The following is a 14933-nucleotide window of genomic DNA, read 5'->3' as shown; positions in this document are numbered from 1 at the left end:
AGCGCGCATGCTACACAGGCAAGAGCGAAGTGATCGCCGTGAACTCCGCAAACGCCCGCTAAGATGCGCGGCGACACAAGAAAGCAGCACAAGCACCAACCGAAGGCAGGGGAGGCCTCCGCGTGAAGCGCATTCGCTCAGAGAAATTGATCCGCACGAAGCCCGGCGTGGCAGGCGCCGCCGGCTTCAGCACAGTGGAACTGTTCGCCCTGCCGGAAGCTCCCGGCCATGTGGTGCACGTGAGCACCAGCCGCGACGGGCTGCAATGGAAGGAAACGGTCTTCACCCCGTCGCCGCTGCCCTTCGAGGCAGCCAGCACCGCATTCGAGCATGCCGTTGCCGCGCAGATCGCGCAGGGCTATGTGCCCGAAGGCTCCGCCTCACCGGCTCCGGCGGCAACCCCGCCCACCGCTGCCGCCGTCGCGCACCCCGGCGACGCCGTGCTGCTGGCAGCCATCCGCCCCGACGCATGGCGGCTGCTGCCCCCAGTGCGCCGCACCCGAGTCGTGTGGCGCATCGGGGAACGCCGGCTCGCTGCCGCCGTGCCGCAGCTCATCGACCACATCGAGACCGGCGAGCCGATGCTCGACTACTGCATCGCCTGGGCCGTCGGCCGATGCGGCGACGCTGGCGCCTTCGAGGCGATGCGCGAGCTGTCGAAGCGCGGCCGCACGCCGGTGGTCACGCGCGCCGCGCGATGGGCAGCGCTCGCACTCTGGCCCGAGGAGCAGCGCGCAGCCGAGGCGGCGCGCATCATCGACGACTGGCCCGCCCCGCTGCGACGCGCCTGGGCCGCGATGGGCAAAGTGCCTGCCGCACAGGCCATGCCGCTGCTCCAGCAACACCTGGCCGACCCGGCGCTCTGGAACGGACTGAAGTACGCCGTCTGGGTCGAACAGCTCTTCGACCTGTCGCTGCTCGAAGGCCGCCGCGCCGACGGGCTCGCGCATGCCGCGCTGCTCCAGATCGCGCCGACGCTGCAGCTCGCGGCCGGCAGCTTCCGCGCATGGCGGCGCCTCTACAAGGGCGCGGAGTTCGCGGGCGACTATGAGTTGCTCGGCGTGCTGCACCAGCGCCTCGAAACGCAGCGCGCGGCATTCCGCACCGGCGGTCGCTGGGCGCAGGTCAACGGACGCTACGTCGAAATCGCCAAGGAAATCGTGCGGCCCGACAGCCGCCTCGCCTACAGCCAGCGCACACGCGACTACCTGCGCCGCCGCACCTGGCGCAACCTGCGCAGGCTTGCCCTGGCCGGCGCGGCCGATGAAGCCGACTGGCTCCGGCTCGCCATGGGCGTGCTGCTCGCGGCCGACGACGCCGAAGCCGGCACCGCCGGCCAACAGCGCGAGTCGCGCTGGACGCCCGAGCCGCGCAGCTGGCACACCGGCCCCTACAGCCGCTGGCTGGTGCTGATGCAGCTGCTGCATCGCCACGACCCCGAATGGGAAGCCCAGCGCGGTGGCCTGCAGTGGCGCCGCGGCACGCCGCTGCCCGCGCAGCGCCTGAACCGCACCGAAGCCTGGCCCGAACGCTGGGATCGCCATCCGCAGGCACTGCTGCAGCTGATGCAGCAGGGCCGCTGCGCCGCCGTGCACGCCTTCGCCGCGCGCGCGCTGCAGGACAACAAGCCCTTCTGCGAAGCGCTCGAAGCGCCCACCGTCTGGCGCCTGCTGGCCAGCACCTGGGAAGACACGGCGCGCTTCGCGCTGGGCATCGCACGGCGGCGCATCGCGGCGGGCGAAGCCCCCCTACCCTGGCTGCCAGCGCTGCTGGGCTCCCCGCTGGCCGAGGCGCGCACGCTCGCGCTCGAATACATCGGGCAGGACCCGGGCCTCTACAGCCAGCACGTCGGCCTGCTGCTGATGCTGCTGACCTCGGCCGACGCCGAAGTGCGCCGCGCCTCGCGCCTGCTGCTGCAGGCCGCCGCGCCGAACCCTTCGACGCTCGATGTGCTCGCCTCCGAACTGCTCTCGTGGCTGTCGGCCTGCGATGCCGCGCAGCCGCAGCTCGACGCCATCTGCGAGAACGTGCAATGGGCGCTGCAGGGCCTGCTGCGCACGGCTGCCGCCAAGGCGCCGCTCGACAGGCTGCTGGCGCTCTTCGATCATGCGAGCCCCGAAGTCGTGCGCACCGCCGCAGAGTGGCTGCTGCTGCATCCGGCCTCGGTGCAGGGCCTGCCGGTGAGCGTGCTCACGCGGCTGCTGCATTCCGACGACGAGCGGCTGCGCGGCGCCGGCGTGAGGCTCTTCACATCGCTGCCCGACGAGTCGCTGGTCACCCAGCCCGAACTCTTTGCCGCCTTCTGCAGCAGCCCGATGCCGGTCGTGCGTGCCGCCGTCGCACCGCGCCTTGCGCAGTTGCTGCCCGCGCACCCGGCTTTCGCCGCCGCGCTGATGCCGCTGCTGCGCGACGAGCTGTTCCGCGCCGAAGCCGCCGAGGGCGTGTTCGATTCGCTGCTGCAATGGCTGTGCGGCCCGCTGGCCGAGCACACGCGCCGCGGCGAGCCCGCCGTGACGCTGCGCCTGCTCGAAGCGCGCAGCAAGGGTGCTCAGCGCCTGGGTGCATGGCTGCTGCCGCAACAGGATGCATTGAGCTTCAGCGTGCTGCAGACCGCGAGCTTCGGCCTTGTCGACACCGCCGCCGCGCGGCAGTGGGCCACCGAGCAGCTGGCAGCGAGCCCGGAACGCACGCTCGCCGAACTCGGCGACGCGCTGCGCATCTTCGACAGCCGCTGGGACGACGCGCGCGACTGGGCGCGCCAGTGGTTCGGCGCCCAGGGCGAATCCAGCCTGTGGACGCCTGCGCTGCTCGTGCGCCTGTGCGACCACAAGGACGCCGGCGCCCAGCGCCTGGGCCGCGAGTTGCTCACCACGCATTTCGACGTGACCGACGTCACCACCTACATGCTGCAGCTGAGCCAGCATCCTTCGCCGGGCATGCAGCTCTTCGTGACCAACTGGCTGGCCTCGGCCGCGAGCCGCAATGCCGACGTGCTCGCGCGGCTGGAGCCCTACTTCCTCAGCGTGCTCTCGCAGGCCAACCGGGGCCGGCTGGCCAAGGCGCGCGTCATGGAGTTCCTGGCCGCGCAGGCGATGCACTCGGAAGACATCGCGCGCATCGTCGCCCGCGTGTTCGCACGGCAGGCCGTGACCGGCGCGATCACGGAGCGCGCGCAATACGTGGCGGGGCTGCGCAGCATCCAGGAAGCCTTCCCCGGGCTGGACAACCCCTTGCAGACCGCGCCGGTGCGCAGCATCGCGCCGCGCCGCGCGCCTCCGCCCTCTTCCTCCGCCCTGACCGGAGGGCCCGCCGCATGAGATTCCAGTACCGCTACTTCGGCCATTCAGGCGCACAGCACACGGCCAACAGCACCGCGCTGCAGTTCGCGCCCGATACGCTGCGCGCGCCGGTGCACTTCGTCGCCGACATCAACCGCCACCTGCCGTTCCGCGAAGGCATGTCGGCGCTGCACGACGTGGTGGTAGGCGACCTGCGCTTCAAGCCGCGCGACAAGAGCGCGTACCTCGAATGGCTGGCCGGGCAGGAGGGCCAGCTGCTCGCGCAGTTCATGGCGCGCAGCGATGAGCTCAAGGCGCAGATGGAGCCCATCAGCAAGGAGCTGGCCGAGCTGCGCAAGCGCAAGCAGTCGGTGCTGCAGCCCTTCATGAGCGCGCAGAAGCGCTACTTCGACCACCTCTACAGGGTCAACCGCGAGGCGTGGTTCGTGCTCGATCCGGTCATCACGGTGCACCCCGACCGCGTGTTCTTCGAGTGCTTCAGCCAGGACGAGTCGAGCTACGGCATGTTCTCGTGCAGCCACGACATCTTCGACCGGGTGAGCGACCATGCGTACGGCACCACCAACGTCGACTACTCCGAGTCGCTGTACGACGAGTTCCAGAAGATCCGCGACTACAAGACGACTCGGCTGGCCATCGACCCCGGCGGCTTCCAGGTTCAGAGCGACAACGATCCGGCCTTCCACGAGCCAAAGATCGACGTGCCCGACAGCTGGGTGCGCGGCTTCCTGCAGGTGAGCAGCGCGATGCTGCTGCCCGCGCACCGGCTGCAGCTGCACCCGATGGACATCCACAACATCTGCCTGGTGCTGCGCCGCCGCAAGGAGCGCGTGGGCCCGCGTTCGCTACGCTTCGTGCTTCGGCCGGGGCAGCCGGTGCGCATCGTGTTCGAGCCCTGGGGCCACGAGCTGGTGTGCCCGCGCTCCACGCACAGTGCCGCCGCCGACATCGACATCCGCGTGTGGGGCCGGCGCCGCCTGCTGCAGCTCGAACGCCTGGTGCCGGTGGCACAGGGCTTCACCGTGCACCTGCTGGGCACCGGCATGCCCAGCTTCTGGGTCGCGCAGATGCCCGACATGGAATTCACCCTCGGCCTCTCGGGCTGGACCGCCAACGACTGGTCGCGCAACGGCCACTTCGAACTGCTGCAGCCGCGGCAGGCGGTCGACCAGGACAGCCTGCTGCGCGTGTTCGCGGCGCTGGGCGAACGCTGGCGCGCCACCACCGCCGAGCTGGCGGCGGCCACGGGTCTTTCGACGCTCACGGTCGATGCCGCGCTCGGCGGCTACGTGCAGGCAGGGCGCGTGGTGTACGACATCGCGCACGGCGTGTGGCGGCTGCGCGAGCTCAGCCGCGAGCCGCTGCCCATGGACAAGCTGCGCTACGCCAGCCCCGAGGAGGAAGCCGCGGCCGAACTGGTGCGCGCGCGCCGCATCGCGGGCGTGAAGACGCAGGCGCGCGCCGACGGCGGCGTTTCCATCAGCGGCAAGTGCAAGGGCGCGTCCGGGCAGCGCGAGTACTTCATGAGCCTGCAGCTCGACGCCGACCAGCGCGTCGCCTCGGGCGAATGCCAGTGCAGCCACTTCGTGCGCCACCGCATGACCAAGGGGCCGTGCGAGCACATGCTCGCGCTGCGCCTGTCGGCCGCGCCTTCGATCACCGCGAACACGACGACAACAACAACGACAGACCAGGAAAGGACCACCGCCCACATCGGCTGATACACTGCTTTTTGCGAACGGAGCGGGAAGGCTCTTGCAATCCGGTCGGCGTATCGCCGCCCTCGCATACAGCACTTCCCAAGCGTCACTGGACGTCTCTTCACTGTGCCGGATGGCCATGGTGACGCGACAACAGTGCGGCTTCCTCGAAGCTCATCGGCGTCACCATGGCCATCCGGCGTCGAGTGGAGCCCTCCAGTCCCGAGGCTCTTCGACGAGATTCCCGCTTCGTTCGCAACCTTTCTCTTCCAGCAGTGCATCGGCCGGTGGCGCAGCGCCATGACCATGCAGTCTCCCGCCTCTTCTTCATCTTCCGTTCCCGACTCCGCGCTCACCCGCGAGGAGCTGTACGAGCGCATCCGCAAGAGCTCCAAGCAGGAAGTCGTCCTCGAGGAAATGCAGCGCCTGGGCTTCTGGCCGCGCGACGCAGCGCAGCCGACGGTCGAGGAGCAGTTGATCCGCCGAGAGGGCGAGCTGCAGACGGCGCTCTCGAAGCTCGGCAGCGAACTGCGCGGCATCGAGGACCGCGACCGGGCCCTGAAGATCATGCGCAAGGAGCGCATGGCCCGCGCCCGCGAGCGCCGCGAGGAAACCCGCCAGCGCGCAGCACAGCGCCGCCACGCGCGCGCCGTTGCATGGCACGAGCGGCGCCAGCGCGAGCTGCTCTACGTGGGCGACGGCGTCTCCGGCGGCCTCAACGACGCGCACAGCGACAGCCAGGCGCTGGCCCGCAACGCCCTGCCCGCGCTGGACCACGCGAGCGATCTCGCGCAGGCCATGGGCATCGGCCTGGGCGAGCTGCGTTTTCTCGCATGGCATCGGGAGGTGTCGAGCGTGAGCCACTACCAGCGCTTCACCATGCCCAAGAAGAGCGGCGGCGAGCGCCACATCTCCGCGCCCATGCCGCGGCTGAAGCGCGCGCAGTACTGGGTACTCGACAACATCCTCGCGAAGATGCGGGTGCACGAGGCCGCGCACGGCTTCGTGCCGGGCCGCTCGATCATCACCAACGCCGCGCCGCACGTGGGTCGCGACGTGGTCATCAACCTCGACCTGAAGGACTTCTTCCCCTCCATCGGCATGCGCCGCGTGCGCGGCGTGTTCCGCCAGCTCGGCTACTCGTCGCAGGTGGCGAGCCTGCTGGCACTGGTGTGCACCGAGGCGCCGACCGACGAAGTGCAGCTCGACGGCAACCGCTATTTCGTCGCGCGCGGTGACCGCGTGCTGCCGCAGGGCGCGCCCACCAGCCCGATGATCACCAACCTGCTGTGCCGCCGGCTCGACGCCCGTCTGTCGGCAAGTGCGGCGAAGCTGGGCTTTCGCTACACGCGCTACGCCGACGACCTGACGTTCTCGGCAGGCCCCGAGCACAGCCGCGACACCGCCAAGCTGCTGTGGCGCGCAAAGCAGATCGTGGCCAGCGAGGGCCTCACGCTGCACCCCGACAAGCAGCAGGTGATGCGAAAGCACCGCCAGCAGCATGTGACGGGCATCGTCGTCAACGACAAGCTCTCGGTCGATCGCGACACCCTGCGGCGCTTCCGCGCGGTCCTGCACCAGGCCGAGCGCCACGGTCCGCAGGGCCTGCAGTGGAACGGCAACAGCGACGTGATCGGCGCGCTGCGCGGCTATGCCAACTTCATCGCGATGACCGATGCGACCCGCGCCGAGCCTTATCTGCAGCGCGTGCGCGCGCTGGCGGCGAAGCATGAAGGCGGCGCGGCACCGAAGACGCAGGCATCGCAGCGCAGGCTCGGCGCAGGCGAGTTCCGCAAGCAGTCCGCCGCGGGCAAGGCGCCATGGCCGGCGTGGTGGCAGCCGGCGGAAGCGGCCGTCCCGGTGCTGGAGAAGACGGCCGAGCAGATCGCTGAAGAAAAGAAGGCGCAGCGGGAAGCAGCACGCCCGCAACCGGTCGCGGCCAGCCCGGCGCCGGCGCGCGCGCCCGCCACGGCACAGCCCGCTGCCGCGCCGGCTGCAAAGCAAGCACCGGGCGCCCTCTCCCAGATCGGCTGGGTCGCCAGCATGATGCTGCAGGCCCTGTACGTCGTCAGCGTCTTCCTCTCGGGAACCAGCCCGCTGATCTGGCTGATGACGGGCGGCGTCGCCATCGGCAACTTCGTGCAGCGCAAGTCGGGCTGGCTGCGCTTCATCGTGGCGATCTTCATATCGTCGGCGCTGGCGTCCCTGGTCCACAGCATGAAGAACTGAAGGCATGTTCAGGGCCGACGCACCGATCACGCTGCGCCGGCTCTCGCGTGCCGACTTCGCGATGCTTTCGCGCTGGCTCAGTGAGCCGCATGTGGTGCGCTGGTGGAACCACGAGACATCGCAGGAAGCCATCGAGCGCGACTTCGGCCCTTCGGTGGATGGAACCGACCCGGCCGAGATCTACATCGCCTCCGCCGAAGGCCGAGACTTCGGCCTCGTGCAACGCTACACCTTCGAGGACAACCCCGGCTATCTCGAAGAACTCGCGCCTCTCGTCGAGGTGCCGCCCGCGGCGCTGAGCATCGACTACTTCGTCGGCGAACCCGATGCGCTGCGGCGTGGCCTTGGCGCGGCGATGATCCGCACGCTGGTCGATGCCACATGGCGCGACTACCCAGCTGCACCATGCATCGTGGTGCCGGTGTCGGCCGCCAACGCGGCCTCTTCTCGCGTGCTGGAGCGCGCCGGTTTCCGTCGCGTGGCCGAGGGGCCGCTCACGCCCGACAACCCGATCGACGGCACCGCGCATTTCGTCCATCGCATCGAGCGCCCTCGCAGCTTGCGCTGAGGACCAGCACAGCTTCCCGCGACGACAATAGCCTGGTGGCCGGCGCGCCGACGATGCCCGTTCCGATGTACTCCTACCCCTTGCCTTTTCCGTTCTCAACCTCCATTGCCGCCCGGCAGGTCGCGAAGGCCGCCGCCTTCGTGGCCCTGGGCCTCGGCGCCGCGGCATCCCACGGCGCCGGCATCCGCCTGGAGGACGACCGGGGCACCACGGTCGAACTGCAGGCGCCGGCGAAGCGCATCGTGTCGCTGATGCCCTCGCTGACCGAGACCGTCTGCGCCCTCGACGCCTGCGACCGGCTGGTGGGCATCGACCGCCATGCCAACTGGCCGGTCTCGGTGAAGGGACTGCCGCAGGTGGGCGGCATCGACGACGCGAACGTCGAACGCATCCTCGCGCTCAAGCCCGACCTGGTGCTGCTGCGCCCTCGCAGCCGCGCCGCCGAGCCGCTGGAGCGGCTGGGCCTGAAGGTGCTGGCGCTGGACGCCAAGACCCACGCCGACATGCGCCGGGTGATGGAAACCGTGGCCCGTGCCACCGGCCGCCCCGGCGCGGGCGAGGCCTACTGGCGCAAGCTCGACGCCGGGCTGGACGCAGCCAGGGCCCGCGTGCCGGCCGGCTGGCAGGGCCGGCGCGTGTATTTCGAGGTGCATGGCGGCATGGCCGCGGCCAGCGAGAGCTCCTTCATCGGCGAGACGCTGGCCCGCCTCGGCCTCGGCAATGCCGTGCCGGGCACGCTCGGCCCCTTCCCGAAGATGAGCCCCGAGTTCGTGGTGCGCGCCAACCCCGACGTGCTGATGGTCTCGGCCCTCGGCGAGATCTCCGCCATGGCCTCGCGGCCCGGCTGGTCGGCCATGTCGGCCATCCAGCGCGGGCGGGTGTGCAGCTTCGCCTCGGCGCACTTCGACCTCATGATGCGCCCCGGCCCCCGTCTCGACGAGGCGGCCGACGCGATCGTGGGCTGCCTGGCATCTCTGGGCGAGCCCAGGCCCTGAGCAGATGACTGTCATCCGCCCGATCGAAACAGCGTCGACACTCCAGCGGCAAGACAACGCCAACAACAACGCGCCAGACGGCTCCTTCTCCCCCATGAAGCACCACAAGCGAACCTCGTCCACTCCCTTCGTCCGGGTCGGCCCCAGCGGCGTGCACGGCCTCGGCGCCTTCGCCACCCGCGACCTGCCGGCCGAAGCTTTTCTCGGCCTCTACGAAGGCCGCCGCTACACCAAGGCAGAGATCGCCACCAAGGTCTGGGACGACCAGCTCACCTACCTGTTCACCCTGTCGAACAACGAAACCATCGACGGAGCCAAGGGCGGCAACGCCACCCGCCACCTGAACCACTCCTGCGAGCCAAACTGCGAGGCAGTGGAGGAATACGACGAGGGCGGCGAGCTGGTGCTCAAGTTCCAGACGCTGGTGGCGGTGGACGCGGGCGACGAGCTCTTCATCGACTACTCGCTCACCGCGGACGACGGCTCGCCGCCATCGAAGTACCCCTGCCATTGCGGCTCGCCGAACTGCAGGGGGACGATGCTGGCGCCGCCAGACGAAACGCCGTCCGAAGCGGCATCGGCTGACGTGCAGCCCGCCTAGGCGCCATCCGCCGCCAGATAGCGCGCGTCCCAGTTTTCGGCCAGTTGCCTCGCGCGGTGCAGCGGCAAGCGCGCCGCCTCGAAGTCGACCACGCACACCACATCGGCCGACTCGGGCCGCTCGGGGCTTTCGCTGCTGCGGCCATCGGTCAGCAACCACAGCCAGTTCTGCCGGGTTCCGCTTTTGGCGAGCAGCTGATCGGCGCGCCGCACGCCCAATGCCAGCGGCGTGCCGCCGCCGGCCGCGATCGGCGCGATCCAGTCGTCGTTCCAGACGCTGGCACGGCGTGGCGGCAGGCGCAGCTCGACGATCTCGCCGGCGAAGCACAGCAGCGCGACATGGTCGCGGCGCTGGTAGGCCTCCTGCATCAGCGCCAGCAGCAGGCCCTTGGCGCGGGCCAGGTTGCCGTCGTTGCGCATCGAGGCCGAGCAGTCGAGCAGGAAGCAATGGAGCACGCCACTGCGCGCTTCTTGTGGGCGATGGCGCAGATGCCCGGCGCGCAGCCGGTCGGCGCCGCGTGCCGCGAAAGTGCGCGGCCAGTCGAAGGCCGGGCCCTGCTTCGCGGGCCCGTGCCATGCGTCCCTTTGCGGGCCCTGCCTCCGGTCGCCCTGGCGTGCGCCAGCGGGCGGTGCGGCGTGCCGGAGGCTCAGGCTTTTTTTGGGGTTGGCTGCCGCTGGCGCGAGTCGATCAGCGGGCGCAGCGGCTTCACGCGCTCGATGCCGACGGGCTCGGGGGGCATGGCGCCCCAGTCACCGTCGTCCGCGCTGCCTGTGCTGTTCTTTCCGTCAGCATCGCTGCTGGCCTTGCCGCCCGCTTCGGGCGGCGCAGTCCGAGGAGCGGGAGCTTCGGCCTCCGGCTTGCGCCGGTGCAGCAGCACGGCCTCGGCCACTCGTTGCACATGGTCCGACGTGACGGCCGCTGCACCTTCCCACGCCGCAAGAGCACGGGCCGAGCGCAGCATCACGAGGTCGGCACGCAGCCCATCGACGGCCGCGGCGATGCACATCTCGCTCACCGCCTCGTGCACCGCGTCGGTGTACGGCAGCGCCGCCGCGTCGGCCACGAGCGCGCGTGCACGCACCAGCGCCGCCGACAGCTCGCCCTGCGCCTGCGCATGCCTGTCGCGAAAGCCCTGCGGATCGGCATCGAAGGCCAGCCGCGCACGCACGATGGCCTGCCGCTCGGACGGGTCGTCGATGTTGCGCAGCTGGACGCACAGGCCGAAGCGGTCGAGCAGCTGCGGGCGCAGCGTGCCCTCCTCCGGGTTCATGGTGCCCACGAGCACGAAGCGCGCTGCGTGGCGATGCGAGATGCCGTCGCGCTCCACCACGTTGACGCCGCTGGCAGCGGCGTCGAGCAGCGAATCGATGAGCGCGTCGGGCAGCAGGTTGATCTCGTCCACGTAGAGCACGCCGCCGTGCGCGCGCGCGAGCAGGCCGGGCGCGAACTGGAGTTCGTGGCCCGCCATCGCGCGGCCGAGGTCCAGCGTGCCGACCAGGCTCTCGAGGCTCGCGCCCAGCGGCAGCGTGACGAAGGGCGCGTCGGGCAGCAATTCGGCAAGCGCGCGCGCCGCGGTGGTCTTGGCGGTGCCGCGCGGTCCTTCGATCAGCACGCCGCCCAGGCCGGGATCGACGGCGGCCAGCAGCAGCGCCTGCCGCAGGTGTGGCTGCCCCGCTATCGCGGAAAAAGGAAAAGGCGCCGGCATGGCGGCGGCGGTGATCGTCATCGGAGGCTTCCTTCCATCCGCTGCTCGTGGTCGAGCAGCAGGTTTTCGAGCCGGGCGCGGTAGTCGCCGGGCGATTGCCAGAGGCCGCGCTGCATGGCTTCGAGCAGGCGGCTGAGCATGTCGTGCAGCGCGCGCGGGTTGTGTTCATTCACGAAGTCGCGGGTGGCGTCGTCGAGCACGTAGGCGTCGGCCACCATGGCGTACTGGTGGTCGCCGACCACGCGCGCGGTGGCATCGAAGCCGAACAGATAGTCGACCGTCGCGGCCATCTCGAAGGCGCCCTTGTAGCCATGGCGCTTCACGCCGTCTATCCACTTGGGGTTGACGACGCGCGAGCGCACGACGCGGCCGATTTCTTCTTTCAGCGTGCGCACGCGCGGCGCCTGCGGATTGCCGTGGTCGCCGTGGTACGTCGCGGGCTGGCGGCCGCTCAGGTGGCGCACGGCGGCGGCCATGCCGCCCTGGAACTGGTAGTAGTCGTTGGAGTCGAGCAGATCGTGCTCGCGGCTGTCCTGGTTCTGCATGACAACGGTCATCGCGCGCAGCCGGCGCCTGAGCGCGTCGGCCGCCGGCACGCCGTCGCTGCCCTGTCCGTAGGCATGGGCGCTGCCGCCGACGTAGGCCTTCGACAGGTCGTCGTCGGTCTGCCAGCTGCCATGGTCGAAGAGCGGCTGCAGGCCGCTGCCATAGCTGCCCGGCGCCGAGCCGAACACGCGCCAGCCGGCCTGCGTGCGGGCCGCTTCGGGCGCCATGCCCTGCGCCTGCAGCGCGGCGGTCTCGCGCAGGATGCGCGCGCGGATCGGGTTGCGCTCCTCGTCCTCGTCTTCCTGCGCGGCCACGGCCTGCACCGCTGCATCGAACATCTGCACGGCATTGGGAAAGGCGTCGCGGAAGAAGCCCGAGATGCGCAGCGTGACGTCGATGCGCGGACGCCCGAGCCCGACCGTCGGCAGCACCTCGAAATCGACCACGCGCTGGCTGCCCGGCGCCCACTTCGGCCGCACGCCGATCAGCGCGAAGGCCTGCGCCAGGTCGTCGCCGCCGGTACGCATGGTGGCCGTTCCCCAGACCGACAGGCCCATCGCCACCGGGTAGTCGCCGTGCTCCTGCATGTGTCGCTCGACAAGTTGCGCGGCCGACTTGAGGCCCAGCATCCAGGCCGTGGGCGTTGGAATGGCGCGGGTGTCGACAGCGTAGAAGTTGCGGCCGGTGGGCAGCACGTCGGGGCGGCCCCGCGAAGGAGAACCGCTCGGCCCCGGCGGCACGAAGCGGCCCTGCAGGGCGCGGGACAACTGGCGCAACTCCTGCGCGCCGCAGGCGTCGAGCGCGGGGGCCAGGCTTTGTGCGATGCGGCTCATCACGGCTGTTGTCTTCGGCAACCCGGGCGGGTACTCGCCGGCTTCGAGCAGCCGCTGCGCCAGCAGCTCCAGCCGCTCGCGCGTGTCGCCCTGGTGCCGCCATGCCCCGGTGCTCACCGATTGCAGCAGCGCGGGGCGCGCGCCCTGCCAAGGCCGGGCCGCGTCGATGTCGAGCGGGTCGAAGGCGTCGTCCGGCAGAAGGTCTTGCGAGAGCGCGCCGAGCAGCCCGGCATTCGCGCCGGCGCCGTCGGCGGCCGGATAGCGCGCCAGCGCCAGCAGCGTGTCGCGCCGCAGCCGACCGCTCGGCGAAGCGCCGAACACGTGCAGTCCGTCGCGGATCTGCGTTTCCTTCAGCTCGCAGAGATAGGCGTCCACGCGCGCGAGCACGGCGTCGTCTTCCTCCGCGCCCGGCATGCCCAGTTCCTCGACCAGATGCTGGGCGCGCACGGCCGCGAGGATCTGCGCGCGCAGCACCTTCGCGCGGCGCGCGTCGACCAGCAGCGCGTCGTAGTACTCGTCGACCTGCCGCTCCAGGTCCTGCATCGGGCCGTGGTTCTCGGCGCGCGTGAGCGGCGGCATCAGGTGGTCGACGATGACCGCCTGCGTGCGCCGCTTGGCCTGCGCGCCCTCGCCCGGGTCGTTGACGATGAACGGGTACACGTTAGGCAGCGGCCCGAGGATCGCGTCGGGCCAGCAGGCCTGCGACAGCGCGATGCTCTTGCCCGGCAGCCATTCGAGGTTGCCGTGCTTGCCCACGTGCACCACCGCGTCGATGGCGAAGGCCTCGCGCAGCCAGAAATAGAAGGCCAGGTAGCTGTGCGGCGGCACCAGCTCGGCGTCGTGGTAGCTCGCGTAGTCGGCGGCGCCCAGGCTGCCGAGCGCCCGCGCGGGCTGGATGCCGACGAACACGCGGCCCAGCCGCAGGCCCGCGATCATGAAGCGGCCGTTGCGCAGCATCGGGTCCTGCTCGGGCGTGCCCCAGCGTTCGTCGATGGCGGCCGCCATGCCATCGGGCAGCCGGGCCAGGCACGCCCGGTAGTCGGCCAGCGCGAAGCTCTGCCACGCCGGCCGCGAAGCCCACTGCGACGGGTCGTTGGCGATGCCTTCCTGCAGCCTGCGCATCAACGCGTCGCCATCGGCGGGCATCGCGGCGGGGTCGCCCAGCGCATAGCCTTCGGCCGCAATCGTGTGCAGGATCGCCATCACGGAGGCCGGCGTGTCCAGTCCCACGCCGCTGCCGATGCGGCCTTCGCTGCCCGGATAGTTGGCGAGGATCAGCGCTATGCGCTTCTCCTCGGCACGCAGGCTGCGCAGCCGGCACCAGCGCCGCGCCAGCTCTGCCACGAAGGCGATGCGGTCGGGCTCGGGCTGGTAGTTCACCACCTCGGTCTGCGTGAGCTCGCAGCGGTGCGACAGGCCCTTGAAGCTCACGGCCCGCGTGACGATGCGGCCGTCCATCTCGGGCAGCGCGATCTGCATCGCGATGTCGCGCGGGCGCAGGCCCTGGCTGTCGGCCAGCCAGTCCTCTCGGTTGCCGCCGCTCACGATGACCTGGAGCACGGGCGCGTCGCCGGCGAGCTCCACGCCCTCGCCCTCGCCCTGGCCGCCCTGCCCCAGCGCCGCGAATGCGGTCGTGTTGAGCACGAGTTGCACGTCGTGCTCCGCGCACAGCTCGCGCAGCGTGGACAGGCACAGCGGGTCTTTGAGCGAATCGAGCGCGACGGGCAGCGGGTTCAACCCCTGCGCGGTCAACGCCGCCGCCAGCGCATCGAAGGCGGCCGTATTGCCCGACAGCAGATGCGACCGGTAGAACACCAGCGCCACCACCGGCGCGCCGGCGTGCCAGCGGTTGCGCAGGTCGTCGATGCCGGCCACCGTGTGCGAAGCGCCCGCCCCGCCCGGCACATGCAGCGCCACCTGCGGCAGGCTGCGCGGCGGCAGCGGCGCCTCGCCATGGCCCAGGCCGTGGAAGGCCACCGCGCGCAGGAACTGCATCGCGTTGCCCGCCCCGCCGCTGCGCATGTACTGCCAGAGCTGGCGGCTCACGTCGCGCGACAGGGTGCCGCGCGCGAGCAGGTCTTCGTCTTCCTGCAGGTCGCCGGAGAACATCGCGAGCTGCTGGCCCTTGCGCCTGGCCAGCTTCTCGAGCTGCTGCAGCCCGTAGGCCCAGGCCGATTCGGCGCCCAGGTGGTCGACCACCACCACGCGCGCATGCTGCAGCACTTCGTCGACATACAGGTCGAGCGATGCCGGCTGGCGCAGGTACATGAGGTTGGCCAGCCGCAGCGACGGATAGCCTGGGTCGGTGGCCGCCAGCGCAGTGCGCGCGGCGGCGAGCAGCGCGAGCGTGGTGTCGGCCGAGCTGAGCACCACGATGTCGCCCGGTGTCTGGTCGAGACGGGTGACGACGCTGTCGTCCTCGACGAAGCGTCCGGGCTGGGTGCTCAGCAGGTGCAT

9 protein-coding genes are annotated in these 14933 nt (G+C 70.7%); 6 read left to right on the top strand and 3 right to left on the bottom strand.

Features of this window, described 5'->3' with window-relative positions; all coding sequences use genetic code 11:
- Nucleotides 1–122 precede the first annotated feature (122 nt).
- From ABL838_RS12450 to ABL838_RS12425, 6 genes are all read left to right on the top strand, one after another.
- Complete coding sequence (locus tag ABL838_RS12450) at nt 123–3317, top strand: hypothetical protein (RefSeq protein WP_418125507.1); 3195 nt, start codon at nt 123–125, stop codon at nt 3315–3317.
- Nucleotides 3314–5020 carry an SWIM zinc finger family protein gene (locus tag ABL838_RS12445; RefSeq protein WP_418125506.1) on the top strand — a complete coding sequence of 569 codons (1707 nt, stop codon included), beginning with the start codon at nt 3314–3316 and terminating at the stop codon, nt 5018–5020. Before ABL838_RS12450 ends, ABL838_RS12445 begins: the two co-directional genes overlap by 4 nt.
- A 279-nt stretch (nt 5021–5299) precedes the next feature.
- Entirely contained in the window at nt 5300–7228 is a 1929-nt protein-coding gene (locus tag ABL838_RS12440; RefSeq protein WP_418125505.1) for a reverse transcriptase family protein, read from the top strand.
- Nucleotides 7229–7232: 4 nt separating this feature from the next.
- A complete protein-coding gene (locus tag ABL838_RS12435; protein WP_418125504.1) occupies nt 7233–7796 on the top strand; it encodes a GNAT family N-acetyltransferase in 564 nt (187 codons plus the stop codon).
- A 65-nt stretch (nt 7797–7861) separates the two neighbouring features.
- Nucleotides 7862–8791: an ABC transporter substrate-binding protein gene (locus ABL838_RS12430; RefSeq protein ID WP_418125503.1), complete on the top strand. Its 930-nt coding sequence runs from the start codon at nt 7862–7864 to the stop codon at nt 8789–8791.
- 94 nt (nt 8792–8885) lie between these two features.
- Nucleotides 8886–9392, top strand: a complete 507-nt coding sequence (locus tag ABL838_RS12425) for an SET domain-containing protein (RefSeq protein ID WP_418120462.1) — start codon at nt 8886–8888, stop codon at nt 9390–9392.
- Here ABL838_RS12425 and ABL838_RS12420 read toward each other — a convergent pair.
- From ABL838_RS12420 to cobN, 3 genes are all read right to left on the bottom strand, one after another.
- The gene (locus ABL838_RS12420; RefSeq protein ID WP_369658535.1) at nt 9389–9847 is read right to left on the bottom strand and encodes a vWA domain-containing protein; all 459 of its coding nucleotides are present in this window, start codon (nt 9845–9847) and stop codon (nt 9389–9391) included. The two genes, ABL838_RS12425 and ABL838_RS12420, sit on opposite strands and share 4 nt — an antisense overlap.
- A 191-nt stretch (nt 9848–10038) precedes the next feature.
- Entirely contained in the window at nt 10039–11118 is a 1080-nt protein-coding gene (locus tag ABL838_RS12415) for an ATP-binding protein (protein ID WP_418125502.1), read from the bottom strand.
- Nucleotides 11115–14933 (bottom strand): cobaltochelatase subunit CobN, encoded by a 3819-nt coding sequence (gene cobN / locus ABL838_RS12410; protein ID WP_418125501.1) that lies wholly within the window; start codon nt 14931–14933, stop codon nt 11115–11117. The genes ABL838_RS12415 and cobN overlap by 4 nt, the downstream gene beginning before the upstream one ends.

This window comes from Variovorax sp. 160MFSha2.1, assembly GCF_048305075.1.
Lineage (GTDB): Bacteria > Pseudomonadota > Gammaproteobacteria > Burkholderiales > Burkholderiaceae_C > Variovorax > Variovorax guangxiensis.
This window is presented reverse-complemented; position numbering and strand designations above follow the sequence as displayed.

Bases quoted from the DNA above. Each gene is read 5' to 3' on its own strand.
- ABL838_RS12445 (WP_418125506.1), top strand. From the start codon at position 3,314: ATGAGATTCCAGTACCGCTACTTCGGCCATTCAGGCGCACAGCACACG.
- ABL838_RS12440 (WP_418125505.1), top strand. From the start codon at position 5,300: ATGACCATGCAGTCTCCCGCCTCTTCTTCATCTTCCGTTCCCGACTCC.
- ABL838_RS12435 (WP_418125504.1), top strand. From the start codon at position 7,233: ATGTTCAGGGCCGACGCACCGATCACGCTGCGCCGGCTCTCGCGTGCC.
- ABL838_RS12430 (WP_418125503.1), top strand. From the start codon at position 7,862: ATGTACTCCTACCCCTTGCCTTTTCCGTTCTCAACCTCCATTGCCGCC.
- ABL838_RS12425 (WP_418120462.1), top strand. From the start codon at position 8,886: ATGAAGCACCACAAGCGAACCTCGTCCACTCCCTTCGTCCGGGTCGGC.
- ABL838_RS12415 (WP_418125502.1), bottom strand. From the start codon at position 11,118: ATGACGATCACCGCCGCCGCCATGCCGGCGCCTTTTCCTTTTTCCGCG.
- cobN (WP_418125501.1), bottom strand. From the start codon at position 14,933: ATGCACCTGCTGAGCACCCAGCCCGGACGCTTCGTCGAGGACGACAGC.